Source organism: Pseudomonas glycinis, from assembly GCF_054871425.1.
Genome location: NZ_JBTYHF010000001.1, coordinates 737,029 through 761,109, shown reverse-complemented (window position 1 = coordinate 761,109; position 24,081 = coordinate 737,029). Strand labels below are relative to the sequence as shown.

Here is a 24,081-nt window from a genome sequence, read left to right as displayed (position 1 = left end):
CGCTGCCGGAACGAGACAATCGTAGCGAAGTGCCCGTCCTACTGATTTTTGGTGTGGTTGAAAGCTGAAGTACTGTGAAATCGGCCGCTGTAAAGGGTGGTTGCGCAGAGCAGGTAAAAGACCTAGATTTGGATCCAAATATGTCAGCGGTTTGTCCGCGATCCTGTTGCGGCCTTCAACTCGCTAGATAATTGGCTTAACTCAAAAAGGCTGGGCGCAATGACCGAACGGATGACCTGCGATGAGCGCTTTATCGCCCTGGCTGAAGAACTCAACTACGACATCTATGGCGAGAACACCGCCGGTGGCAATTACGCGCCGCTGATCCGTCATCACGATGAGCTCTACATCAGCGGCATGGTGCCGCGGGTCAATGGCAAGATCCTGTATCCCGGCCGCGTGGGGCTGGAATTGAACCTCAAGGATGCGCAAGCCGCGGCGAGCATCAGCGCCATGCGTTGCCTGGCGCTGATCGTCGATGCGGTCGGTTCGCTGGACAAGATTCGCGCGTTGTTGCGGGTCACGGTGTATGTGAAGTCGACTGCTGACTTTGTCGACCTGAGCGAAGTGGCCAACGGCGCTTCGGATGTGTTCAGCCATATGCTGGGCGATGCCGGACGGCATACGCGCACGACCATCGGCGTGTATCAGTTGCCGAAGAATGCGGCGATTGAAGTGGACATGATTGCGGCGTTGCATCCTTCGGCTTGAGGGGGGTAGCTGTTTGCCCTCACCCTAACCCTCTCCCGGAGGGAGAGGGGACTGACTGAGGGGCTCTCAAGATATACGCCGACCTGAAATACCGAGCCGAACTCAGGTTTGAAAATCACACAAGTCGGCTCCCTCTCCCTCGGGAGAGGGCTGGGGTGAGGGGCGACGATTTTCGCCTCCTCACGAATCACAAGCCGGACAACAAAAAGCCCCGCCTGAATCTCAGTGCGGGGCTTTTTCGCAAGCGCTTTGCAGATTACTGCGCCGCGATGCTATACCCGTCAAACGCAGTCTGCTGCTGCAGCGCGGTGATGATGTTCTTGCGGTTCACCGCCTGTTCCGTACCGGCGTTATCGACGAAGGTTTCGCTCTCCAGCTCGGCTTCATCGCCTTCACCCACGAAGGTGAAACCGAGGAATTCCAGCGCCTCACGATCAACGTTCAGACGCGAACGCGGGGTGCGCATTGGCAGGGTCACGCTGGCGCCGTCCTTGCTGATGGTGAAGATTTCCACTTCTTTCTTCTTCGCAGCTTTGCTCTTGCCGCCGCTCGGATTGCTGATCGCCTGATGGGTCTGATTCAGCACCTTCAGCGCCAGGCCATAGACGATTTCCTGAAATGCCGGATCGTCCTTGAAGCTGGACAGAATGCGCCCGATCGAGAACTTGCTGCTCAGGTCTTCCAGCGCGGCAATATCGGCTGCCTCGGCGTCTTTCAGGCGCTTGAGTTCGCCCATCAGCTCGTACGCCTTGTCGTCATCAAAGCTGTCATGCGCCTGACGGATCGCCGCACGCAATTCGCGGATCTGGTCGCTTTCGCGGGTCGACTGGAACGCGTCCAGGACCATCTCGCTGATGATTTTGGCTTGTGGGAGGTGTTGTGAAAGATTGATGGAGTTTTCGTATTCCGCTTTGGACGACTGGGTGACTACGGATTCAGCGGTGTTGAAATCGGACATTGAAATTTCACTACTTTTTAACTTGAGTTGAGGCGAGAAAGCACGAGGTCTTTTTCAGGCCGACTAATTTAGGGGAGCGGGGCGGCGTTGTCACGGAGCAACGGTCTGGTGGTCGGGATTTTTCCCGGCGTGCGTTATTTTCCGAGCATGGCGTCAGCGGGTTTCCCCCAAGTACGCATCGCAAACTCGACAAAGCGTCTCAGCTTCGGCAGTCGATAGCGATCCTGCGCATACAGCAGATGCATCGGCCTGCTTGGCGGTTGGTAGTCCGTCATTACCCTGACCAGTTTGCCGTCGCGCAGATCCTGCTCCACCAGCGCGTCGGGCAGCATCATGATGCCCATGCCGTTGCGCGCCGCCTGGTGCAGACCGGCGGAGCTGTTGATCAGCATCGGCCCGCTGACGTCGACGAGGACTTCACCTTCCGGGCCGCTCAGACGCCAGCGTTTTTCCACTGATTGCCAGTCATCGCCAGCCGGATAGGCGAAGGACAGGCAATCGTGTTGCTGCAAATCCTGTGGCGTGTGCGGCATGCCGCGCCGCGCAATGTATTCCGGGGAGGCGCAGACCGTCAGGGTGTAGTCGATCAAGGGCCGGGCGATCAGGTTGGATTGGTCGAAATTGCCCAGGCGGAATGCGACATCGAGGCCGTTCTCCAGCAGATCCGGACGGCTGTTGGTCAGCACCACGTCGAGCTTCACTTGCGGATAGAGCAAGGAGTATTCGCTGAGAGCCGGGGTCAGTCGTTCGACGCCGAAGGTCAGTGGCGCAGTGATACGCAGCAAGCCGCGCGGCCCGTCCGACGCTTGTTCGGCAAGGCGTTCGGAGTCGGCCACCAGGCCGAGCACTTCCAGGCAGCGCTGATAATAGACGCTGCCGAATTCGGTCAGTCGCTGGCGGCGCGTAGTGCGTTGCAGCAGTTGCACGCCGAGCCGTTGCTCCAGCGCGCGCAGATGATTGCCCACCATCGTCGTCGACATTTCGCACTTCGCAGCGGCGGCCGTCATGCTCCCGGTTTCGACCACTTTGACGTAGACGCCCATCGACTGAAACAAATCCATTATCAAGCTCGGCTTTTAAATGATTGAAGTTTTTCCGGGTTTATCCAGCTCAAGTGGCTAACCATACTGCAAAAACACCGACCTGCAATGGAGTTTCACGTCATGACCGCCGCCCTGATGAACACCTACCAACCCCTGGCCCTGAGTTTCACCAAGGGCCTGGGCACGCGTCTGTGGGATCAGGCGGGGCGCGAATATCTGGACGCTGTTGCCGGTGTGGCAGTGACCAACGTCGGCCACTCGCATCCGCGCATTGTCTCGGCGATCAGCGAGCAGGCGGGATTGCTGTTGCATACTTCCAACCTGTACAGCATCGACTGGCAGCAACAACTGGCCACACGCCTGACGGCGTTGTCGGGGATGGAGCGCGCGTTCTTCAACAACTCCGGCGCCGAAGCGAACGAGACGGCACTGAAACTGGCGCGTCTGTACGGCTGGCGCAAAGGCATCGAGCAGCCGCTGGTGGTGGTCATGGTCAACGCGTTTCATGGCCGCACCCTTGGCACCTTGTCCGCCAGCGATGGCCCGGCAGTGCGCCTGGGATTCAACGAACTGCCAGGGGACTTCGTCAAAGTGCCGTTCGGCGATCTCCCGGCGCTGGAGCAAATACAGCGCAAACACGGCGCGCGCATCGTGGCGATTCTGGTCGAACCGATCCAGGGCGAAAGCGGCGTACAAATCGCACCGTCGGGTTATCTCAAAGCGCTGCGCGAACTGTGCAATCGCCACGCGTGGCTGCTGATGCTCGATGAAATCCAGACCGGCATCGGCCGCACCGGGCAGTGGTTCGCCTTTCAGCACGAAGGCATCGTGCCCGATGTCATGACCTTGGCCAAAGGCCTCGGCAATGGCGTGCCGATCGGCGCCTGCCTGGCCCGTGGCCGCGCGGCGGATTTGTTCACCCCGGGCAGCCACGGCAGCACCTTCGGCGGCAATCCACTGGCCTGCCGGGTCGGCTGCACGGTGCTGGACATCATCGAGGAACAAGGCCTGCTGGAGAATGCGCGGGTGCAGGGCGCACGGCTGCTGGAACGCTTGCGCGCCGAATTGGCAGACAACCCGAACGTGCTGGCAATCCGGGGGCAGGGCCTGATGATCGGCATCGAGCTGAAACAACCGGTGCGCGACCTGACGCTGATCGCCGCACGGGATCACGGCTTGTTGATCAACGTGACTCGTGGCAAGACCATCAGGTTGCTGCCGCCGCTGACGATTGATGAGCGCGAGGTAGGGATGATTGTCAGAGGGGTTGGGCGGGCTCTGGACGCACATTGATTGGTCTGCGCAAAACCCTGTGGGAGCGAGCCTGCTCGCGAAAGCAGTCGACTATTCACAGTAGATGTCGACTGAAATTGCGCCTTCGCGAGCAGGCTCGCTCCCACAGGTCAGCGCATGGCTTTAGTCCGGCACATCTTTAAACTCCGGCGCCAGCATCCTCGTCTTTTCCGCCCCATTCGAGTTGTGCTGAACAATCTCGCTCGGCTGCCCCTGTTCATTGAAAAACACCTGTCCAATCCCCGCCGAATTCCACAGCCGCTCCCCGGCCTCGGCATGTTCCGGCGTATACGGGACGATGCGCATCAGGCGGCGTTTGGTGAACCAGTTCAATGGCGAGCGCGGTGAGTAGAGCCAGCGGTTGAGGCGGTCGAACCATTCCAGCAGCGTTGGTGGGAATTCGTTCTTGATGCCGCTGCTGGTGATCTGCCAGATCCGTGGGCCGGCCTTGCGGTGGCGGATCAGGACTTCGTAGACGAAGGAATAATGCACATCGCCGGACAGCACCACGTAGTTTCCGGGTGTGCGCGAGTGTCGGAAAATGTTCAGGATCACCTGCGCCGCGCCGCGATGGGCCATCCAGTTTTCCGCGTCGACCAGCAGCGGATAACCGCACCAGCTGAACACCTTCTGCACGGTTTCAATCAGCTTCACGCCGAAGATCGGCGCCGGCGACACGATGATTGCCGACGGGTGATCGAGCAGTTCCTGTTGCAGTTCGCTCAAGGCCTCCCAGTCGAGCAGGCCCGATGGTTGCTTGAGCGCCATCTCGCTGCGCCAGCGCCGGGTGCGCGTGTCGATCACCACCAGCGCCGGACTGCTCGGCAACACAAAATGCCACTGCTGAAAACGCAGCAACTGATCAATCAGATCGTCCTGCACCGGCATGTGCAGATAGCCGTCATCACCGCTGGCGCTCAGTTGCGCGGTCTGCTCCAACACGCCCTTGAAGGCGTCCGGATTGTTGCCCCAGCCCTGACACAATAGATAAGCAATCAGGGCGTTGCCGATGATGCGCTTGGAGAACGGATGGCCGTAGGCGGTTTCCTCCCACTGCGCAGAAAGATTCCAGTCATCGGTGATGTCGTGATCATCGAAAATCATCAGGCTCGGCAGATGCGCCAGCGCCCGCGCGACGTTGCCCAGGCCCGCCTTGAAGGCATCGATGCGAGTCTGCTCAAGCTGGTAGCGCTTGCGGCGTTCCGGCGTCAGCGTCGGCGAGCTCGGATTGATCAGCGACCACGGCGTCGGCGACCACACCAGCATGTACATGGCCATGACTTCGGCGAACGTCACCAGATGATTGTCGGCACTGCTGCTGGTGAAAATCGGCTTACGCGCGCCACCGAAAAATCGCTCGCGCAAGGTCTCGTTGCTCTCCAGCGCCGGTAACAAATCCGCACGGTGGTAGTAGCTGGCCGGGTGCTCATAGAGCTTGGCGCTGTCGCTGACCACGGCACCGTCAAGGTGCTCATCGAACAGACCCAGACGCTCGATCAAGGCATGAATCGCCCGCAGCATCGGCCCGGCGACGTCGTCGGCATAGACCTGATCACCACTCATCATCAGCAGCGCCGGGCGCCGTTGCGCATCGGTTTCGTCGGCCAGCAATTGATCGACGCAGAGCAAGCCATCGGTTGCCGGATGATGCGGCTTGCGGCAGGAACCGTGGAGCAATTGCTCGATCCGCGAACGCACGACGAGGTTCGCGCAGGTAGCGCCGGGGTAAAGCAGATGAGGCGCCCACTCAGCCATACCGATGGCGTCGTCGATCAGCAGGTCGTAATCGATAAACGTGTCGCAGGGCAGGGCGCTTTCAAGCTGAACGTCTATCAGATGCACGAACGCATGACGGCCTACGGCAATGACCGTGCATTTCTCCGAGTCGAGCGGAATATCTCCTACACCCTGCAGGCGCAAGGTCAGCGCCAGTTCACGTGAGCCCACCAGCCACAGCACCACGCGCGTCGGCTCCAGCCGCCGCAGCAGCGGGCCGGCCAGTACGGGAGGCAGCGAGGTGAGGTCATCAGGTGTTGAAAACATCGAGGGCAAGGTTCAAGGCGCACAGGCCGGCGATGATAGCGCAGCCGGCGCCTTGATCCCTTAAATGAGTCTTAAGAGTCGGCCTTTTTCAACTTCAGGCCGAGCAGTCGCCATGCGGCCTTGTCAGGATTGTTGCCGTCCACTTGCTGAACTGAACAATCGTAGGCATAGGGGACATCGTCGCCCAACATGTTGCGAGCGGTCAGGGTGCCGTTAATGCTGTAAGTCTGATCTTTGAACCGATGGCTGCTGGCGCTCTCGGCACCTGCGACGGAAGTCGCTGCTGCAAAACGCATGGCGCGCTTTATGAAGGGCTCGCACATCATGAACGCCATCAACGATCTGTCCGCATTCGCATTGCTGCCCGCCAGCCGGCGCGACACGACAAAGTCATTGCCCATGATGTCTTTGAAATCCCTTTCGAGCAGCGAAGAGGGCAGGCGTTCGCTGTAGTTCGGCAACAGCGCGGACTCGGGCGGAGAGGGCTCGTTCTGAGGTGCGCTGGCGACGTAGTCGACAAGGTTGTCGGAGGTATCCGGTGTGGAGGCGATCACTGGCATCAACCTGGACACGGTTTGTGTAACGGGCGCGGGGGAATAAGAGATTTCAGCCTCGTCCCTTTGCGTTGGTTCCACAGGGGAGCGCGGCGCCAGAGGGAATAAGGCGAGGGTGATCGACAGTACCACGAGGGCGACGATGAACCCGGCCAGAACACCAGCGAACGTGCCAAAGAACAGGTTCCAGCTGCCGCGGTTTTTCATCACCCAGCGCCACATGAGGCCCCAGACGAGCAAAAACAACAGGAAATACAGAAACTCCATTTGATCCTTTTCCTCAAACCTTGAAATTCTTTAGATGACACACGAATCATTCCAACATGGCTGCACGATAGCAAACCTGTTGGTCCGCCCTATCAGGCACTCAAAGGAATGAACCGAGTGAGCAGCATCAGCGTATCGAAACCAGCAAAAATGCCAAAAGCAGCGCCAATGATATGGCGTGTCAACTTGCTCGTGGGGCGTTTGCGTTGCACCACCCAAATCCAAACGCCGGCGAACGCGCCAAGGCTGCTGAGCACCATCAGCAGGGATCGCACAACGTGTGGCGACGATTGCATGCTTGTTTCGCCCACGAAACCCTCGTACACCGCTTTCACTACCAACCCGACAACCCAACCAGCGAAACACCCGGCGAGGTTGGCTGTCACCAGGTTCCAATCACCTCGTTCGCCTACGACCCATACCCACGTTACGACCAGAGCTATTACAAAAAGCCACCCATCCATTGCAATCCACTCCAGAAAAACGCTTTGATCGGGTAGGCGCCAGTGCCTCTCGAAAGATTTGGGCGCAAGATAACAAAATACTGGCATCGCGCCACTTTCGCATTAAGGGCGCGTCATTGAGCCAAAGCTTTACCGGGAGTTTTTTACTCAGAGGATGGACAGATGATCGACTTCAACAACAAAGGCTTCTTCAAACTCAAGCAGAACGATGAGTACGCCGAGCGCGTCACCGCGCTGCTACTGGAAGGCGAACAAGTCATCGATTCCTACAAAGCCATGCGTGACGGCGTGGTCTTCACCAACAAACGCATCATCGCCGTCAACGTCCAGGGCATCACCGGCAGCAAAAAGGATTTCACCTCACTGCCCTACAAAAACATCGTCGCCTACTCCGTGGAGACTTCGGGCACCTTCGATCTGGATTCGGAACTCGAGATCTACTTTTCGTCGCTGGGCAAAGTGAAATTCGAATTCACCGGCAAGACCTCAATGGTGGAGATTTCCAAATACATTTCCAGTTACCTGCTGTAATAACCCACCGCGCGGCCTCAAAGAATGTCGCGCAAATACCCCTTCAGCGCGAGCAGCGGCTGACCCAGCTGCTCCACCGATCGCGCCTGAGCCAACTCCGCCGACAACTTGCGCAACTCCCGCCCCAACGGCTTCTCGACCCCGCCCAAAGCATCCAGCGCCAGGTTCAGGCATTCGTTCATCTTGAACTGAATGGCCTCGACATCGCCGCGTTTCACCAGTAACTCGAAGACGTCTTTCTGGTAATCGCCCATGACCATGTCATCGCGCAGGATCGGGCTCAGGCCCTCTTCTTCGTAGGCAAGTTTGAGGGAGAAGAGGGCGACGGTTTCCAGTGAGGTTTCCATGGGGATGTCTGTCAGTGAAGTGGAGGGCTTGAAACCAATACGCGAAATACCAGAGGCGGTTTGCCGTGCGGGCGTGATTATACGGGCGGGGATCGCAGTCGAGGCAACCAGCAATCGGGCATCTAAAACCTACAAGCTCGCGCAGCATTGACATCCACTTTGATACGACGCTTTGATTACAAACACTGAACATCAGCGGAGTGACCATCATGGAATACGACATGAAACTGATCGACGACGCCGTCCTTGCTCTCCTGGCAGCCTATAGCTCCGACGCCGGCAATGCGTGGAAGGGCTATGACTTCGAGATCATGAACCGCTTGCACGAGCAGGGTTTGATCAGTAATCCGGTGAACAGGAACAAGTCGATATGGTTGGCGGAGGAAGGGTTGGAGCGGGGGCGGGAGATTGCTGAGCGGATGTTTGGGGCTAAGGAATAGGTTGGGCAAGCGCCCGATTCTGGACTTGAGCTGTTGCTTGGCAAGATAACGTCAGGTTTGATCATGGCTCGCCATGGGGATATGCATACGATTGTTGTTGGTGCGGTTGCAGGCAGTTCTGCAGGCGAAACGGTAGCGAGTTACTGGATAAGGAATCAGAGGATTTTTGCATTGGGACATCTTCTGAATGAACCACAACTGACTAGGGTCAGAGATGCCTTATCAGAGCCTTTCAATCATTTCCCCACTGATTACGACTACGTCGTTCGACAGCTCAAGGGCGTTGATCCAGCGGTGCTCTACAAGATTTTTTACTCAGAAGTAGCACCAGTTTGCTTCACAAACATTGCTGCAGTTCTGCCCACTGTATGGACTGGGTTCGACCCTGATTGGCTCAGATCCGAGATAGAGGAGAGGCTCGCGGCGCGACGGCGCAATTGGTTTCGCAGGCAGTACGACAGATTATTGGTGCGTTGGTTGGAGTACAACTATGACTACATGTGGAAAGAGATAGCGTCCAGGCTATAAGGCCGGATTTACGAGTTAGGTGGAACACATTTGGTGTCCCGCGATTGGTGATCTGGCTAGAGTATCTTTGGTGTCAGCGATCCGGTGATTCCTACCTAGGTCGAGACTGAGATGGCCGAGTCTGATAAGTTCTGCGTTCCCAGGCGATCATGACAAGGAGTCAATAATGCCAAAGCCCGCAGCACGTTTAACCGATCCCACCAGTTGCCCAATGCCAGGACATGGCGCCAAAGCCATCGCTTCAGGCTCTGCTGATGTTTTCTTCGATGGACTTGCTGCCGCTCGTAAAGGTGATACCTGCACATGCGGCAGCGCATTGGTTTCAGGTGTATCAGCGACCGTTTTTATCAATGGTAAAAACGCAGCTCTGGTTGATTCCGTTGGTACGCACGGTGACGTAGTAGTCGGCGGCTCCGGCACCGTAATCATCGGGGATTCGCATACGCCTGTTCCGTTCGAGCCTCCACTTCCTCTTGCGATCCAGAAGACCTACGGCCAGGCCTTCAGCATCACCGACAGCGAAACGGGCACTCCGTTGGCTTTCCGTAACTTTGTGGCGACAGTCAACGGTGTAGAAACCACGGGCGTAACCGATGCCAATGGAATTGCTCACGTAAAAACACCGACTCCCGATGCGAAGATTTCACTGCACGTCATGTTCAGCGCTCCGGCTCGGACGCTCCATGAGCTGGCGGAGGGGGCTTGATGACCAATCTATTCGCAACTCAAGCGACCGCCCAAGAAATCAAGCCCGGCGAGTTCATGTGTCCGATACCGATTACCGTCAATGATCGAGCGGCAACGCGTGAAGCGATCATCAAGAAGGTCCGCTCACTAAACACCACGTTCGTAGAGCGATCCTCGTGGGGAGCGGTGAAAGGCAAGCCGGATATGGTGATGGATTGGGATTACACCATGATCGCCCTGCATCACGCCGGTCGAAGCCACAGCTGTACACCCGGTGCAGAGCAGATGCAGGAAATCCAGAAGGGGCACCTAAGCCAGAAATACGACGATATCGGCTACCACTTCGGTATTGATTGCACCGGGCAAGTTTATGAGGGGCGCGACATACGCCTTCAAGGTTCGAGTGTCCTGAAATTCAATACAGGCCTGATTGGCATTGTTTTACTGGAAAACCTGACGACACCGGAGGAGGGCGGGGATTGGGTCGCCAAGGGCCGTGTTGCGCTTGATAGCCTCGGATACAGCACGACCAACGTGATACCTGCTGCCCAAATCACTGCGCTGATGCATCTGATCGATGCGCTGAAGAGTGTGTTTGTGATCAAGCATTTTGGCGGGCATCGGGAATACCCAGGCCAAGCATCTGAAGGCAAGATCTGTCCCGGAAACATCGGCATGGAGTTGGTCAGGAATCTCAGAGCAAAAACTCAACTACTCCCACCTCCGGCACCGCAAGAATGAAGAAGCTGATTGCCCTGATTGTTTTGGCTTTGGTGACTGTGCTTCACGTTGGGTATTACGAAGCGCTAGAAGACGGAGACATCGAAACCATCCTATTCATCAAGAAGCATCCGACGTTTCTGATGAAGTTTTACAACATCCACGCCAATGACGGGGAGATTCGACAAGTCGAGCGACTCACGGAGCAGGAGCGTAAATGGATCATTGACTACTGCAGGTATCGGCTTGGCATCGACACCGATCTGAAAACACAAAACGATGTTGAGATCTGCAGGAAAAAATAGCTCGTTGGGATAAAGAGAGGGCCTCTTCGCAGGCCTTTTCTCATCGAGCGCTAATTGCTCAGCCTTATGCTTGGTTATCCATGCTTCCAGCGTCTCGGGATTGGCCTCCTTGGTGAGCCCAAGCCTATGCGCCTCACATTGGCAAAAGCCGACCTCCACTTTCCTACGGACGAAAAAAAGGCCCTGCTTTCGCAAGACCTTTTTCTCTGTGTTGGTGCCCGAGGGAGACTGTAACTTTCCAGTAAACTCGTGGCCTCCAGCGAGGTTTGCTTGCTCGGGATACATGCGGGGATACATGATCACGGTCGCTGGGGCTACTATGGGTTAGTACGCGTTTGACATGCAAACCTTTCCAAAGAAAAAAGGCTTCATCTCCGAAAGCAGGCGGACCGTTCCAACGTTCGGTTCGTGATCCCGCCTTTGCCTCTCCAGCGCCTCAGAAAATGATCGATCGGCGGGTGCCAATTTTTGACTATGCTTTTCTTGCGTTTCAGCATTGATATCAATTAGCTTCGTGGATTGCGCCTTGAGAGCTGAGTCGTAGGATTTGATAACACTGGCGTCTCAATAGGATTCAGTTGTAAAAAAAAGGAAGTGGAACTGATGGCGGATTACATTAATAAGAATATTTTGGCGCAGTCCTACGTTCATGTTGAACCTAAGTGGTTGTCGCAAGTAAGTAATAAAGAGCGTTTGCGACAAGTTGATGTGATTAAGAGTCAAATTACGCAATATGCAAATGAGCGCATGCAATTCTTTTTGCATGACGGTGTTGTGATTACTGTGGATTTTCAAGAGGGATCCATTATTGCCAAGATTACTGCTTATGGCAGTATCATGGCTCTTCTTGGTGGTGGGGTTGGACATGCGCTTGATTTTACCGAGAAATTTCCAGCATATAAGGAGGGGGTGAAAACAATCGTAACTGACGTTGGGCGACTCGCAGACTCAATAAATTCTGAAGTTCTTTTTCAAACGAAGTCACGTGAGAAGAAGGAAATCATTCGAACAGAGGCGCGCAAGGGAGTATTTGGATCGTTAGAGAAGATAAATAATAAGATTGGCGAGATTGAGCGCTGCTTGGAGAAAAGAGATAGTAAGCCATCAGTCGTGATGAACCATTTGTTAGACGTGAACAAATATACAATGGAGCTCTTTGATAATGTTCAGGATGTCGATGATAGAGCGCTGTTGAAGTCGGCCTTACTGGATGGCGTTAAATCTCTGAAAATTACTCGCGCGAGATTGATACTAAAGACGGCTGTGGATAAGGCTCTATTTGACGAGTTGCTCAAGGAGAAAAGAAGAGTTGTCTCAAATATTCAGAGGGTGCAGGTTGAAGTTAATCCTTAATGCCATAGTTGAAATGTGTCAGTGTTTTTAGGCTCGGTTTTATATAGTTTTAAGTCTTGTTTGGTAGATGCATATTGGTCCTGCATTGCTTGGGGCGATGAAATCAATGCCGGGGCCCCTGGGATTCATCGAACAGTACGGGGTCGGAAACCCGCAGGACTGTGCTAGTGGGAGGATTTCAAAGTTACTGAAATTTCAGGCATTGAAATCGAAAGAATTCTGCTGAAAAAAGGCCATCGTTACCGCAGCGGTAACGATGGCCTTTTGTGTTGATGATTATGGACACCTTGGGCCGTCAACCAAGTCAACCTGTCAACCAATGTACAAAAATCAGCCACTGCCAAGATCACGCGGGTTTTATGCCCCGTGCCATTCGGAAATGCTCAGGGTCCCCGGCGACCTCCCAACACCTTGTGCAATTGCACTGGTGAACTGTGTGTTCACCCGGTTCACCAGTTCACTAAGCTGCGCACCTGTCCGCTAACAAAGTCCGGCGGGTTTCCGACCCCGTGTCTCGAAGAAAACCTCAGGGGCCCCGGCACACTGCGGGAGATACACCTGACGTTCGCTGGTGGGATTGATGTTTACGGGGTGTGGGGGTATGTACCCCTCAAAAATTCGGTGTAACTCGTGTAACTGGTGTAACGATGGTTTGTAAGTATCTGTATTTATTGAATTTTTTGATGTTACATAGGCTTCGTACACAAACCTTTAGGTGTGTAACTCTGCCATCTGGTGTAACGCTCCGATGCTTGAAAGAGGGACGGAGGACGTCATGTCCATGCGCAGGAGATCAAGTACTTCCCCACTCCCAGTCTGCCCGATAGATGCGATTAACGGCCTGTAATCAACAGTTTGGCCGCTCTGCCAGTGATCAGTCAGCAGTCGTAACGGGCCGCTATCGGCCAATAGTGAACGTTCGACCAGAGATGCTTCCGGCCAGGGACAGTCGTTCTAGGATTTGGACGCCGCGCTTACGAACTCGCTCTACGGGGACAATCGTCCATTCATAAGTATTGCGAATGTATATTGAGTGCCCCCTATCATCTGCTCGGAAATAGCGATGGCTGACCAAGAATACGAAGAAATAATGGCCCGTTACTTAGCGGACATCGAAAAACAGTCCCGCAAACGGCTTGCCGACGCAACTGACCTAATTGCGAAGTTCACCGATCTAGCCGCATCCAAAGACGTGATCCTCGGCGCGGAGTCCTTCGAGTACATCCAGACCATCGGCATCGTTGCCAAGGCGCCAGGCATCGCAAGAACGCTATTGGGACCAATCAAGGCCGAGCGCGATGGACTGCTGCCGTTCAACGAGATCGCATGCCGATTCCCTCCCAGCCCCCATTACGAAGGATGCTTTGCCGGCCCCGAATTTATTCTGATGGCCCACTCCTGTTACCGACGAGGAATGCACCCAGTTAATAACTGGGCCCCGAGATTTATAGATCTGTTCTGGCGGTTCGACAGCTCCGAAATAGAAAAATACATTGCCCTCGACGAAGACCGGGTCCGGATCGACGTCGGCGGGCTTGGCTATTTCGAGGCCGACACTTGGTACGGTGCTCCCTTCGACGAGGACATACGAAACATCAAAACCGGAATCGCCAAGCTGCGCCCGCCCCTGGATCTCGAACCTCGACACATCTCTTTCTTCTTTGCCAGCGCGTACTGTCTCGACATTAAATGGAGCGAGTTGAATGGCATCAAGTCGTTTCAGGCCTTAGAAATGAAGACGGAGGACATTCGGATCGAGGTTGAAGGGCAGCACTACTTCCCCGCCCGCTACCTCCACGCCGAGTTCGATCTCGCGAACAACTGTTTTAGGCACTTCGATGGCGCGATCCAGCTTTTCACGGAAGATGAATATTTCCAGCGGCGCGATTCCGATTTCAACATGACGATGAAGAACCCTGCGCACATCAAGGCCAGATCAAACAAGCTCTTCAAGATAAATGGCCCGCTGAAAACGAAAGACTGGGTCGATTTATGCTGTCACTTCTACACTGCCAACCCGCTCACCTTTGAGTATTTCAGCGGTGAATACCCGAAGCACGTCAACGAGACCCTCGAAAGGATCAGGTGCGGCCGTCGAATGCCACCTAGCTGGAATTGACGGTACGGTTACGTAACGCAAAGCGAGGACGTTTTCGCATTGAGTTTGATTGCTACCTGCTAGGACCGAGTGACGTAAAGGCTATGCGTCACATATTGCCGGGCTGACTGCTGCAAGTGCAGATCATCCTCAGGTGGGATCAGGCGGCCCGCAGATGGCTGTTGATTGATGTCGAAGAGCGTGAGCTGTCGCTTGAGACTTCCCCCGAATCTTACAGACTAGACATGGCTTTAAGCCGGCTCGACTCGTTGGTCGGGTAAAACTTACCTACCTCCGTTGTTTCACAGAGAGCCTATTCTTTGGCTCGATTCGAGGTCTGCGTCCGCACTTGGGATCCGCAGCGCCTAACAGTTGCGACGCGGGTTTATTCGGACTTGAAACCCTACACGCTCTGCATCGGGGTAGGATTGAAGGTATGTATCTGCTCCTCGAGCTTATCGCGCAAGCGCGTCATGAGAAGCTGCAAGGGGGATCGGCGACGGCATTTAGGAATAGGTGCCGAGCATTTGACATGCCGTCCGTGAACGCTTGATGGTTAGAATCGATAGCGGGCCCGAATACAGCCTTTCAATTTACACGTGCGGCATTGGTGCGCTTTGATGCCGAGGCGCTCGCGGCATTAACCTCGCCGCCTTGGCAAATTCGTACGTGGTGGCGGTAGGTGCGCTCAGCGTGAAGTAGTAATGGGATTCAGCAGCTGTGATGGCGAACATGGCTCATTGCGAGCGACTGCCCTCGGCCGTAAGCGACCCATGCTGGATGCGAGTTTAGAAAGCAGGCGCTGATACTGTTGATCATCAGTATCCATGTGTGGGATCGAGGCTCGACTCATTCTCAACGGAAGATGATGTGTGCAGCCTGATCGCTGATCGCTCACTGTACAATTGGGCAACGGCGAAGTGACGCATTAAGACATTACTCGGGGAAGTCGATGAACGTTGAGTCAATTGAGAAAGAATTTAGGGCTTTGATCGAAGGTGAAACCGATTTGTTAAATCTGGTTGTGAAGTTACATTTCTCGATAGATAAGGTGTTGGATAAAGCTCTCTTTGAAGCTCTACCTATGGCTAACGCAATGGAGCTCAAAAGGGTTTCTTTCTTATTAAAGTTTGATTTTCTTTCTGCGCTGAGTATTTTAACTACAGATGTGCGCAAGTTCTTCGACTATTGCAATAGTATTAGGAATACCTTTGCGCATAATCCGTACGCGACCTTTCAAGATAAAGATGTTATTAAAGCGAAAAGTTTGTTGCTTTCCCATTCGCACCGTTTGGTTCCTAAGAATTTTAAGGAAGAAAAGGACAATGTTGAGGTGTTGAAAACTATTTTCAGCGTTTGCTTTCTGCAAGTAGTAGTATCTTACGAAGCGTTATGTAGGAAAAAGGTCCTTGATATCATCAGTAGCGAGATGACTCATGAGGCGGCCGTCGGCCAAAAGAGAAAGTTTCAAGGAGAAATGTCAGTGCACGAAGAGTTTGAGCATCGATGCGTTGAGCGGTTAAGGTTGCTTTATCCTGCAATTGAACCAGGAGCTTTCTACAAGGAAGCAACGAAGAATTAGTTTCTGCATGGCAGCATTTTAAAATGCCGCAATTGTTAGGAGTACGTGCGACGAGTGCCAGAATAACGGCTTATCCCCAACAGTGTCCGCCAGTGCAATCATTACGCTATCTTTGCTTTCTGAAGTGGCAGCCTCGATTTTTAGATAATCGATTATTTATTGATTAATGACAACACTTGCATTCTAGTTTTTTATCGATGTGGATTAAGTGGGAAAGCTCGTTGAAAATTTCGATGACCATTTCTATGAAGAGTATTACTGCTAGTTTGTCTACGCCTCAGGCTCTTTGAATGCGGGATTTTCTATGTCTGGCAAACGAAGGGATGAAGGCTACAACGACTGTTCGCCAGAATCATTAAAAAATCGTGATCAATCATGCGCTAATAAACTTTAATAGCTTGTCTGCCTTTTTTAGATAGTAAAGATTAATGCCTTGCTCTTCTTCGAATATGCAGTACTCAATATGTTCGGCAATCATTAAATCTGCATCAAAACGATTGAGGTTTTTGGCTCCAGTAATTTTTTTATATGAATCACAAAATATTCCATAGAAAAATTTTGCCAGGAGCTTCCCGTAACAATCTCTCTCCGCATCTATGCTGTGTCCTCCAGAATACTTAAAGGGTGCGACCCTTTTGAGTTTCACGTCTTTGATCAGTTGACGGAATTTTTCTTTTTTTACTTTCAAGCGATCACAGTTTTTCTGATCTACATAAGACCAGAATTTTTCTCTATCTAAACCTTTGATTCGACCAATTGAGCACAAGACATCTATGTATACTAAGCGTCTAAAATCAGCATAGAAATTTTTGCACTGTTCATTAATTTGTTTTTTTATCTGAGCGTTGACTTCTTTCTCTGGTGACAGCTTTGCTAGTTTTGAGATTAAATTGTCAGCTCTCCAAGCGTCATTCTCCCAACTGTACCCATAGGTATAAATTACACACGGGTGTTTTATGACACAGCCCCTATGGCTATCATGATCACGATCCATTACTACAATTGTGTTCGCGATCTGAGAATCAACGATTTTTCTAGCTACAGGAATAACATTTTCTTTCGAGCCTAATGGGCGAAATTTATATTGAAGACTGGGGAGGTACTTTGAAAATACTCCACCCCAGAAAATCGTATCTATTGCCCACTTGCTGCATTTTAACTCAGGATCGTACTCACCACCCTCCGAATAAACTATAAAGTCTACACCGTGAAATGCGGCTGAATTGCTGAGGCCAGAGTTCGTCCTTGTAAAATTCATTTTATGCAATTTTCCATTTTTATTAGTCTATTTTGATCGGGGCCAACGACATCTGGAGAGTGCGTTGCAAAAATTATTTGGGCTGCTGGGTTAAGAATTTTGATGTTGTGCGCGAGTGTTTCTTGCCAAGCTACATGCAAGGATATCTCCGGCTCGTCCGCCATATATATGTAGTTTTTACCTTCTTGCAGTAAAGCCTCTCCAAGTATAATTAGCATCTGTTTTTCCCCGGAAGATAACTGGTTTGGCCTTAGTACTTTTCCAGAGCTAGTGGAAATTACTATCTCATTTCGCTCGTTCAGCCATAATCGCTTTCTTTGCATCAATTTGTTGAGCAACTCGATGAAGGTATCTCTTGGTGCAACCAGTCGCTTTTTATCAGAGGTAATGCCCTCCCAAAAATTAACCGTTGTTTCAATTCGGTTGAGAGAGAAAAGAGTGACTGCCTCGTCGGTTTCCAATGGTTCTTTTTTTATCATTTTATGCTGAAGCCTTTCAATCATGCCGAAATGCTCTTGCACTTTTTTTAGATAGTTTTTCTTTTCGACATGAAACTCCGAGAAAATTTGCAGTAAAGCTTTTTTCTCATTTTCAACTTTTGCGTCATCAGGTATCCTGGATACCTTCTCTTCTTTTCTTACTAGTAGCGAAAGGAATACCTGTTCTTGGAATTTTTCATGCAAAGCATTAATTTTTTTGCTTAGAGAAGACAGGTAGCGGACTAGGCGGTTAGAAAGGTCCTCCAATCGAATGTCGATCGGATCAGCTCCGTTGCTGCTATCGATTTTCGTTACTCGCTCTACAGACAGCCAAGTCAACGAAACCATTTCCGATAAGTGCGAAGTTAGTGTTTTTGCTGCTGCATCTTTTCCTGCTAGATTGGCTCTCAGAAAATAGGATTTTCGAAATATCGCTTCGTAACCTTCAGTTTCACTCAAAATGTAAGTGAAAGGCTTTTCTGTAGCCGCTTCAGAAATTTTATAATCACAGTGAAAAAAAGGTGCATCTAAGTTTTTAGTAACTTCGATGCTCGGCTTTTTTCTAGAACCAGGTTCTTTTAGGTTGATTTTTATAGATTGGAATTCTAGGGTCGATAGATACTCTTTGTCGGCCAATAGAACACCTGCGATTAACTTGAGTGCAGTAGATTTTCCAGAGCCATTGGGGCCGATAATGAAGTTATAATCTTCCGCAGTTCGGATATCGACTTGATGGCTACCCCAAAATCCCCTTATTTGAACACTCTCAATGATGTGCATAGCATCCTACTTAATTTGTCCTATGATCAAATGTAAAGGTAGCAGAGTGATGGCACGAGCGGAAGGTGTGTTGATGGGGGCAACAAGACATCGGTGGTTCCCATACGCAGGACGCCTAGGAATAAGGTTTCGAACGGATAATCGTTCTCGAATGTAGTGCTACGACCTTTTGCTTTTGGCCAAAAAACGCCACCAAATTTGCTCTGGAGCCCGACGACTGTGCAGTTCTGCAATCTTACAGCTGCCAGCTGTCAGCTAATTTTGTGGGTTAAGTTTCAGTAGCAAAAAGGGCCTGTCAGGGCCCTTTTTCAGGTGAAGCAGTCTTTACTTCTTCAGCCATCCTTCGACGGCCTGGGCACCGTGTTTCGCTTTCCACTCTTTCAAAGCTTTGTGGTTCCCACCCTTGGTTTCGATGACTTCCCCAGTATTAGGGTTTTTGTAGACCTTGAGTTCGCGTGGTTTGCGTGTGCCCACGGCCGGAGCTGCGGCTTGACGCCTAACCGTGGTTTGCGGTTCCAGAATGTTGACGATGTGCTTCAGACTGAAACCATAGTGTTCAAGCAGCTTGCGCAGCTTGGTCTCGAACTCGATTTCTTTCTTCAGTCCGTCATCACCTTTTAGTGCTTCCAGTGCCTGGAGCTGCTCAGCGAGGTGTTTTTCCAGCTGGCGGTACTCTGCGAGTTTGGACATTGTCTTTCCCTTGAGTGATCGTGAGTAGTTATTAAGATAAAACGAGTTAGTTATAAGTTCAGCGCTATTTTCGACGGTTCAGTTGGTTGTCAATGTGGGTCATTTCCGATTTGATCGCGTTAATCGTCAGCGTTTGTATTGGACTGGATTTGCCCGGGCCTGCGTTGATGGTCTTCAAGAGGGCATTGAGATGGGCCTTCCGAGTTTTGAGCGTGTCAGACCAACTGGCGCTGTTCTGTATCGGCTTGTTCATTACGTTCATCCTTGCGTCGTTCTGGATTTTTCATATCTTCGAGGTACTGCGGTACCGTCAGGCTGTCGAGCTGGATTAAGTCCCGCGCGCGATATTGGCGCGAACGAGCTGATAGCTCTTCCCACGTCCAATTCCCAAAGTTCTCACCTTGCTCTGGAACGGCAAGCTTCATAAGTCCAATCTGGTCACGGTCAAGCAGGTTGTAATTGGCCCACAATTTTCCGCCCACCTCGAACAACGCTTTTGCGGCCTCGTTCCACTTCTCTTCGAGTACCGTCTGCGATAGCAGCAGGGCGGTGCGCTCTATCCCCTTATGCTTTACCTGTGCTTCTGCGATGTATTTATCTACGGTGACCAGCTCCTGCTCTAAAGCCTTCATGATCAGGTGTTGGCGACGATCGTGTTCGGTGGCCACCGTGAGGTTCTTCGCCGCCTTCTGCGCATCAGTGTTGGCGGTCTTCTCGCCGTCGGTATCACCCCAGGCGACTGCCTGTGCGTAAGCCGTGGCAGCGTCCGTCTCGGCCTGACGAGCTTTCGCCATATCCTCTTCCGCCTGCTGCTGAATCTGCTCCAAACGGGTGCTGAGGCTTTGGCGCTTCTCCTTCAACTCCTGTTCATCAGCGGTCCAGTTATCCATCGCTTCGATGTATCCCGCCATCAGGGAATCGCAGCAGGCAAGGTTCTCGCGGCGACTGATCTTCCTGTCCAAAAGGTCGGCGTTGTTTTTGCGCGAATCGAAATTCCGTTTCAGCTCGTTGTACCTGTTGCGGAGTTCGCGCTCCTGAGTCGGCTCTATGGTTTCCTCGCTTTCCAGCGCAGCCTCAAGAGGCAATAGTTCGGCATGCAGTTGGTTGGCCTCGCTCAACAGATGGTCGCGGCGGTCTTTCAGGTTTTGAATCTCGTTCATGTGGTTGGTCTCTGTTCAATTCGATTATGGGTTTGTTGGGTGGCTGGCGAGGCCGGGAACAAGCCGGCGCTACCTCGATCAGCAGAGATGCCCTCAGGCAGCCCGAGCCTCGCTCTCATCCATTCCCGGAATCGTCTTCACGATGTAGCAACGTTGCGTGCCGAGACCTGGTAACCGGATCAGGCTCGACGCCTTACCGTCCTTCCCCGGTTCCAGAACACCGCGCTGCAGCAGCTCCTTGTTCACCGCGTTGATGTTCATGCCTCGGAAGATTTCCGAGCGCCATAACTCGGGGAGCACGTAGTAGGTGTTTGTTGTGTGCAGGGAATCACCAAGACCGTGCTCCAACGTTTTACGAAAACCGAGTCGGTCGATGGTGCGCGGACCGTGTTCGTCGATCTTCGCCGCCGTCGATTCCCAACGCGTAAAGCGGCTTTCACCGAAGCGCTCGATGATCTGTCTAAGTCGCGCCACGATTGCATCGCCCTCGAAGTTGCCGGCGCCGCCACGCTCGTTCATCCATGCGTTGAGGCACACGCGAGCAGCGGTGGTGGCGGTCCCGTCGGGCCAGCCTGTGATCCCCATCGCGGTTGCCAACTCGCCCGCTGCAGCGGCGAGACCGAAGCGAGCGGCGGCACGGTGCGCTTGTCCACTGGCCGACGCCGGTAATGACTGGGCGATAAAACCTTCCAGCGTGCGGCGCAGGATGGCTGCCCAGCCGTGACGCTTACCGGGTTCACACAGCGCGGTAATGAAGGCTGTGAGCGGCGTGCCGTAGTACTTCGCTACGCGTGCTTTGAGCGCGTCGGACAGTGCCGCTGCATCTTCAAAACCGTTAAGCACATCGAACATGCCGAGGCCTTTGCTGGCATCGGCCGGGACAGCAAGCATGCGCACTTCCATACCCGCTTTCAGTTCCTTGTTCGCTTCGGCCATGTGCTGGGCCAACGTCTTCTCGCCGGTGGAGAGAAATAGCAGGCGCCACTCCTGTACCTGTCGGCCAGCTTGGCCTCGATCGTTGGCGCGTGCCTTGCCTGTGCCGTTGCCGAGCATGTACACCGTCTCGCCGATGATGCGCGGGTCGCACATGCCGATTTCATCCAAGACCAGAAGGCCGTCGGAATGCGCGGCGGCGATAGACTCCAGCGCGTTGTCGGTGGAACGCCACGAACGCACCAGTCGCGGTCCGCCGTAGATCGAGGCTGCGACCTGCAAATGGGTGGTCTTGCCGCCGGAGCTGTCGCCGTACAAGTGAAAACCGCCCGACTCATGACCAAGCAGGTGCAACAGCGGCCCCGCGAAGGCCACGCCGACGACAAATGCCAAACGATGATTGCCGACGCACAGCGCGCCGATCTGCTCTTGCCATTGCTCAAGCGTGCCCGCTTCGCTGATTGGCGGAAGTTGCGAACCGGCTTCGTAGAAGTGTAGGTGCTCGCTGTGAGCACCGACCTGCTGCTCGGGCAGTAGAAACGCCGTGTCATGCCAACCCAAACGCGTGACCAGTCGAGCCCGTTGCGCGCTGTCGAAGCCGCCGAGATAACTCTGCAGATCATTGCGTGCATTACGCCCTGACCGACTTGCTGCGAGACGTAGCCCCATGTCCACCAGCGGGCCGAGCACGTCTTTGCCAAAGTCACCGGTCATGGTGCGCGCCGGGATGTTCCAGCGTTTCTTGGCGCCGTCGGGATCGTCGAATTCAACCAACAAACCCCAGTTCTGACCTTTGTCGTCGCGAGTACGGGCGAGGATCTCCAATGGCGAGCACACTGGACGCGCTTCACCGTCGTCACCGGCATAAAACACACCTTCGGACGTCAGCCGAAAGCCGCCGGGCATCAGGTCGGTTTTCGATTTTGTCGGGCGCTTGGCTGCGGATTTCGTCTTCGCGTCCGTCTTGGCTTCAGTTTGCTCGGGGGCTGGTTTTTCCTCGACCAAACCAAACAGCTCGCCGCTGCTTTGCAGCTCGGCGAAATGCGCGGCTGTCCAATTTTTGGTGAGCGCATCGGCAGCGTCATCACCATCATCCCATTGACCACCTTTGGCGAAAGCGGCGCGGCCACTCTTCAGCGTGGGCTTGCGTTTGAACGAGTCCAGAGCAATGAAACGGACCGAGGCGGCGCCGATTTCGCGCAGCTTCTCGGCGACGGTTTTCATGCAAGCTTTGCCGCTGTCGTCGTTGTCAGGCCACAACAGCACATCGCGACCCTTAAGGGGTGTCAGGTCAGCTTTATGCCAAGAGTTCGAACCATTCGGCCAGCAGGTGGCCACGTGGCTCGGCAGCAGTCCGGCGGCAGCGTCGGCAGCTTTTTCGCCTTCGCATAAAACCACTGGCGCGTCACTGCGCTGAGCGAGTTCATCAAGTCGCAACAGCGGACGTGGATCGGGCAGACCCTGCCAGCGCCATTGCGTGGTCTGGCCATCGGCGCGCTGACACCATGTTAGGGGTGCAAAAACCTTCTTCGGTTTGCCGTCCTCGTCAGGGGCGAAGTCGAAGCGATAGAGCGCCATTAGCGGCTGGCCTTGCGCATCACGGTAGATCCACACCTTGGACGGCGCGCCGTGCTGCCGATGCTTGGCAGGGCACTTGTTCATGGCCTCCGCTGGTATCGGCTGAATGGCAATCCACTCAGGTGCTTTTGTCTTGGCAGGAGCTGTCTTCGCCTGGGCGGCGCGGGGCGATACTTTGAGCAATTCTGCGAGTTGGTTGCAGGCCTCGATGTCGGTGCCGCCGTCCAGATAGCGCACCAGATCAATCAGGTCGCCACCCTTGTCGCCGGTGGCAAAGTCGGACCATGTGCCTTTGCCCAAACTGATCTTGAGCGAACCGGCGCGCTTATCGCTGCGAGTCGGATTCGGAGCGGTGTATTCCTTGCCGCCATCGACGCGCTTGCCGTTGGGCAGCCAGTGCGACAAGACACGATCAATGTCATTTAGTGCAGCGGCTTTCACGTCGGCGAAACTTGGACGTCTGGTGTTGCTACTCGGGCGCTGGCTCATGCGTCAGCCCTCGGCAGAAACAATGCGTCGTTGATGTCATCGATCAGAGCTTTTGCCATCTCGCCGAGGTACATGGCAGGCCAACTGAAACGCTCACCGCTGTCACTCATGGCGGCGTCGAAGTTAAGTTGGTTGGCGTGATGCTGCAGCAGGGAAACCATCTCCAGTGCATCCTCGACCGGTACTCCGGCATTGACCCGGAACAACTTCAAATCGGTGGCGTTCACGCGAGTAAATGTGGCGTGACCCAGCGTGGTGGACGTGGTCATAGCGCACCGCCTTTCTGCGCAGCAGGCATCGAGGTGGAGTCGCCGTGAAGGGTCAGCGTCTTGATCAAACCAAGGGTGCCGCGCACGTCCCAGAGGACGGCCGCGATGACGTGATTAGCAAGGCGCGAGGAGTCGTTTTCGAAGTGTTCTTCAAGCAGCGTCAGAACCGAGTCGGCGCGAGCAATGGCGCAGGTGATGGCGTCGATGGGCACACCGGCTTCGGCGGTCGGATTCACGCAGAGCAGGTCTTCGGGCAGGGCGAAACTCAAGGCATTGTTCATTGGGCACCGCCTGCGGTTTCGAGTGCGCGGGCTTTGGCCATGTGAGCGTTGTAACGGGATAGGCGTGTAGCGAGGCTGGAATTGGCGTGTAAAGCGGCGAGAGCCATTGCACGGTGTGCAGCGGCGCGAATTTTGGACGTATTGATAGCGGTCATGTAGAGCTCCTTTTGCTGAGGAGCTGCCACCGCTTGCGGCCAAGCAAGGAAAGGTGACAGCTGTACGCGGGTTGGCCGACCGGGG

At 53.8% G+C, this 24,081-nt stretch carries 25 protein-coding genes; 11 read left to right on the top strand and 14 right to left on the bottom strand.

Going from position 1 to position 24,081, the window contains the following annotated elements:
• Positions 1-219 precede the first annotated feature (219 nt).
• Positions 220-711, top strand: coding sequence for a RidA family protein (locus tag ACYSTU_RS03395; protein ID WP_498995972.1), 492 nt, complete (start codon positions 220-222; stop codon positions 709-711).
• A 256-nt stretch (positions 712-967) separates the two neighbouring features.
• Here ACYSTU_RS03395 and ACYSTU_RS03390 read toward each other — a convergent pair whose 3' ends face one another.
• Both ACYSTU_RS03390 and ACYSTU_RS03385 read right to left on the bottom strand, forming a co-directional pair.
• Positions 968-1,669, bottom strand: a complete 702-nt coding sequence (locus ACYSTU_RS03390; protein WP_016773307.1) for a hypothetical protein — start codon at positions 1,667-1,669, stop codon at positions 968-970.
• A 134-nt stretch (positions 1,670-1,803) separates the two neighbouring features.
• A complete protein-coding gene (locus ACYSTU_RS03385; protein WP_498995968.1) occupies positions 1,804-2,730 on the bottom strand; it encodes a LysR family transcriptional regulator in 927 nt (308 codons plus the stop codon).
• A 102-nt stretch (positions 2,731-2,832) separates the two neighbouring features.
• On the opposite strand from ACYSTU_RS03385, the gene ACYSTU_RS03380 reads away from it, so the two are divergent.
• Positions 2,833-4,005: an aspartate aminotransferase family protein gene (locus tag ACYSTU_RS03380; RefSeq protein ID WP_498995965.1), complete on the top strand. Its 1,173-nt coding sequence runs from the start codon at positions 2,833-2,835 to the stop codon at positions 4,003-4,005.
• Positions 4,006-4,128: 123 nt separating this feature from the next.
• On the opposite strand, the gene ACYSTU_RS03375 is transcribed toward ACYSTU_RS03380, so the two are convergent.
• The 3 genes from ACYSTU_RS03375 to ACYSTU_RS03365 form a co-directional block, all read right to left on the bottom strand.
• Positions 4,129-6,048 (bottom strand): alkaline phosphatase D family protein, encoded by a 1,920-nt coding sequence (locus tag ACYSTU_RS03375; protein WP_498995963.1) that lies wholly within the window; start codon positions 6,046-6,048, stop codon positions 4,129-4,131.
• Between the two features lie 71 nt (positions 6,049-6,119).
• Entirely contained in the window at positions 6,120-6,869 is a 750-nt protein-coding gene (locus ACYSTU_RS03370) for a hypothetical protein (protein ID WP_498995961.1), read from the bottom strand.
• A 92-nt stretch (positions 6,870-6,961) separates the two neighbouring features.
• Positions 6,962-7,255 carry a hypothetical protein gene (locus ACYSTU_RS03365; RefSeq protein ID WP_136492747.1) on the bottom strand — a complete coding sequence of 98 codons (294 nt, stop codon included), beginning with the start codon at positions 7,253-7,255 and terminating at the stop codon, positions 6,962-6,964.
• A 240-nt stretch (positions 7,256-7,495) separates the two neighbouring features.
• Here ACYSTU_RS03365 and ACYSTU_RS03360 point away from each other — a divergent pair, with 240 nt between their 5' ends.
• A complete protein-coding gene (locus tag ACYSTU_RS03360; RefSeq protein WP_039761415.1) occupies positions 7,496-7,864 on the top strand; it encodes a PH domain-containing protein in 369 nt (122 codons plus the stop codon).
• Between the two features lie 17 nt (positions 7,865-7,881).
• Here the strand turns inward: ACYSTU_RS03360 and ACYSTU_RS03355 are convergent, their stop codons facing one another.
• The gene (locus ACYSTU_RS03355) at positions 7,882-8,211 is read right to left on the bottom strand and encodes a hypothetical protein (protein WP_016773313.1); all 330 of its coding nucleotides are present in this window, start codon (positions 8,209-8,211) and stop codon (positions 7,882-7,884) included.
• A 221-nt stretch (positions 8,212-8,432) separates the two neighbouring features.
• On the opposite strand from ACYSTU_RS03355, the gene ACYSTU_RS03350 reads away from it, so the two are divergent.
• From ACYSTU_RS03350 to ACYSTU_RS03315, 8 genes are all read left to right on the top strand, one after another.
• Positions 8,433-8,651 (top strand): DUF6429 family protein, encoded by a 219-nt coding sequence (locus ACYSTU_RS03350; protein ID WP_498995956.1) that lies wholly within the window; start codon positions 8,433-8,435, stop codon positions 8,649-8,651.
• Between the two features lie 171 nt (positions 8,652-8,822).
• Complete coding sequence (locus tag ACYSTU_RS03345) at positions 8,823-9,179, top strand: DUF7079 family protein (protein WP_136493028.1); 357 nt, start codon at positions 8,823-8,825, stop codon at positions 9,177-9,179.
• Between the two features lie 166 nt (positions 9,180-9,345).
• Positions 9,346-9,885, top strand: a complete 540-nt coding sequence (locus ACYSTU_RS03340) for a PAAR domain-containing protein (protein ID WP_498995953.1) — start codon at positions 9,346-9,348, stop codon at positions 9,883-9,885.
• Complete coding sequence (locus ACYSTU_RS03335) at positions 9,885-10,607, top strand: N-acetylmuramoyl-L-alanine amidase (RefSeq protein WP_123444203.1); 723 nt, start codon at positions 9,885-9,887, stop codon at positions 10,605-10,607. Before ACYSTU_RS03340 ends, ACYSTU_RS03335 begins: the two co-directional genes overlap by 1 nt.
• Complete coding sequence (locus ACYSTU_RS03330) at positions 10,604-10,891, top strand: hypothetical protein (protein WP_498995948.1); 288 nt, start codon at positions 10,604-10,606, stop codon at positions 10,889-10,891. Before ACYSTU_RS03335 ends, ACYSTU_RS03330 begins: the two co-directional genes overlap by 4 nt.
• 603 nt (positions 10,892-11,494) lie before the next feature.
• Positions 11,495-12,244, top strand: coding sequence for a hypothetical protein (locus tag ACYSTU_RS03325; RefSeq protein ID WP_498995945.1), 750 nt, complete (start codon positions 11,495-11,497; stop codon positions 12,242-12,244).
• Between the two features lie 1,063 nt (positions 12,245-13,307).
• Complete coding sequence (locus tag ACYSTU_RS03320) at positions 13,308-14,363, top strand: hypothetical protein (protein WP_498995942.1); 1,056 nt, start codon at positions 13,308-13,310, stop codon at positions 14,361-14,363.
• 931 nt (positions 14,364-15,294) lie between these two features.
• Entirely contained in the window at positions 15,295-15,924 is a 630-nt protein-coding gene (locus ACYSTU_RS03315) for a hypothetical protein (RefSeq protein ID WP_498995939.1), read from the top strand.
• A gap of 373 nt (positions 15,925-16,297) precedes the next feature.
• Here ACYSTU_RS03315 and ACYSTU_RS03310 read toward each other — a convergent pair whose 3' ends face one another.
• From ACYSTU_RS03310 to ACYSTU_RS03275, 8 genes are all read right to left on the bottom strand, one after another.
• Complete coding sequence (locus tag ACYSTU_RS03310; protein ID WP_498995936.1) at positions 16,298-17,182, bottom strand: hypothetical protein; 885 nt, start codon at positions 17,180-17,182, stop codon at positions 16,298-16,300.
• Entirely contained in the window at positions 17,179-18,441 is a 1,263-nt protein-coding gene (locus ACYSTU_RS03305) for an AAA family ATPase (RefSeq protein WP_498995933.1), read from the bottom strand. Before ACYSTU_RS03305 ends, ACYSTU_RS03310 begins: the two co-directional genes overlap by 4 nt.
• A 324-nt stretch (positions 18,442-18,765) precedes the next feature.
• The gene (locus tag ACYSTU_RS03300) at positions 18,766-19,131 is read right to left on the bottom strand and encodes a histone-like nucleoid-structuring protein, MvaT/MvaU family (protein WP_498995930.1); all 366 of its coding nucleotides are present in this window, start codon (positions 19,129-19,131) and stop codon (positions 18,766-18,768) included.
• Positions 19,132-19,346: 215 nt separating this feature from the next.
• Entirely contained in the window at positions 19,347-20,291 is a 945-nt protein-coding gene (locus ACYSTU_RS03295; protein ID WP_498995927.1) for a chromosome segregation protein SMC, read from the bottom strand.
• A gap of 93 nt (positions 20,292-20,384) precedes the next feature.
• Positions 20,385-23,291 carry a DUF927 domain-containing protein gene (locus tag ACYSTU_RS03290; protein WP_498995924.1) on the bottom strand — a complete coding sequence of 969 codons (2,907 nt, stop codon included), beginning with the start codon at positions 23,289-23,291 and terminating at the stop codon, positions 20,385-20,387.
• Positions 23,288-23,560, bottom strand: coding sequence for a DUF3077 domain-containing protein (locus tag ACYSTU_RS03285; RefSeq protein ID WP_475272590.1), 273 nt, complete (start codon positions 23,558-23,560; stop codon positions 23,288-23,290). Before ACYSTU_RS03285 ends, ACYSTU_RS03290 begins: the two co-directional genes overlap by 4 nt.
• Entirely contained in the window at positions 23,557-23,841 is a 285-nt protein-coding gene (locus tag ACYSTU_RS03280; protein ID WP_083354188.1) for a hypothetical protein, read from the bottom strand. The genes ACYSTU_RS03285 and ACYSTU_RS03280 overlap by 4 nt, the downstream gene beginning before the upstream one ends.
• A complete protein-coding gene (locus ACYSTU_RS03275; RefSeq protein WP_498995920.1) occupies positions 23,838-23,996 on the bottom strand; it encodes a hypothetical protein in 159 nt (52 codons plus the stop codon). The genes ACYSTU_RS03280 and ACYSTU_RS03275 overlap by 4 nt, the downstream gene beginning before the upstream one ends.
• Positions 23,997-24,081 lie beyond the last annotated feature (85 nt).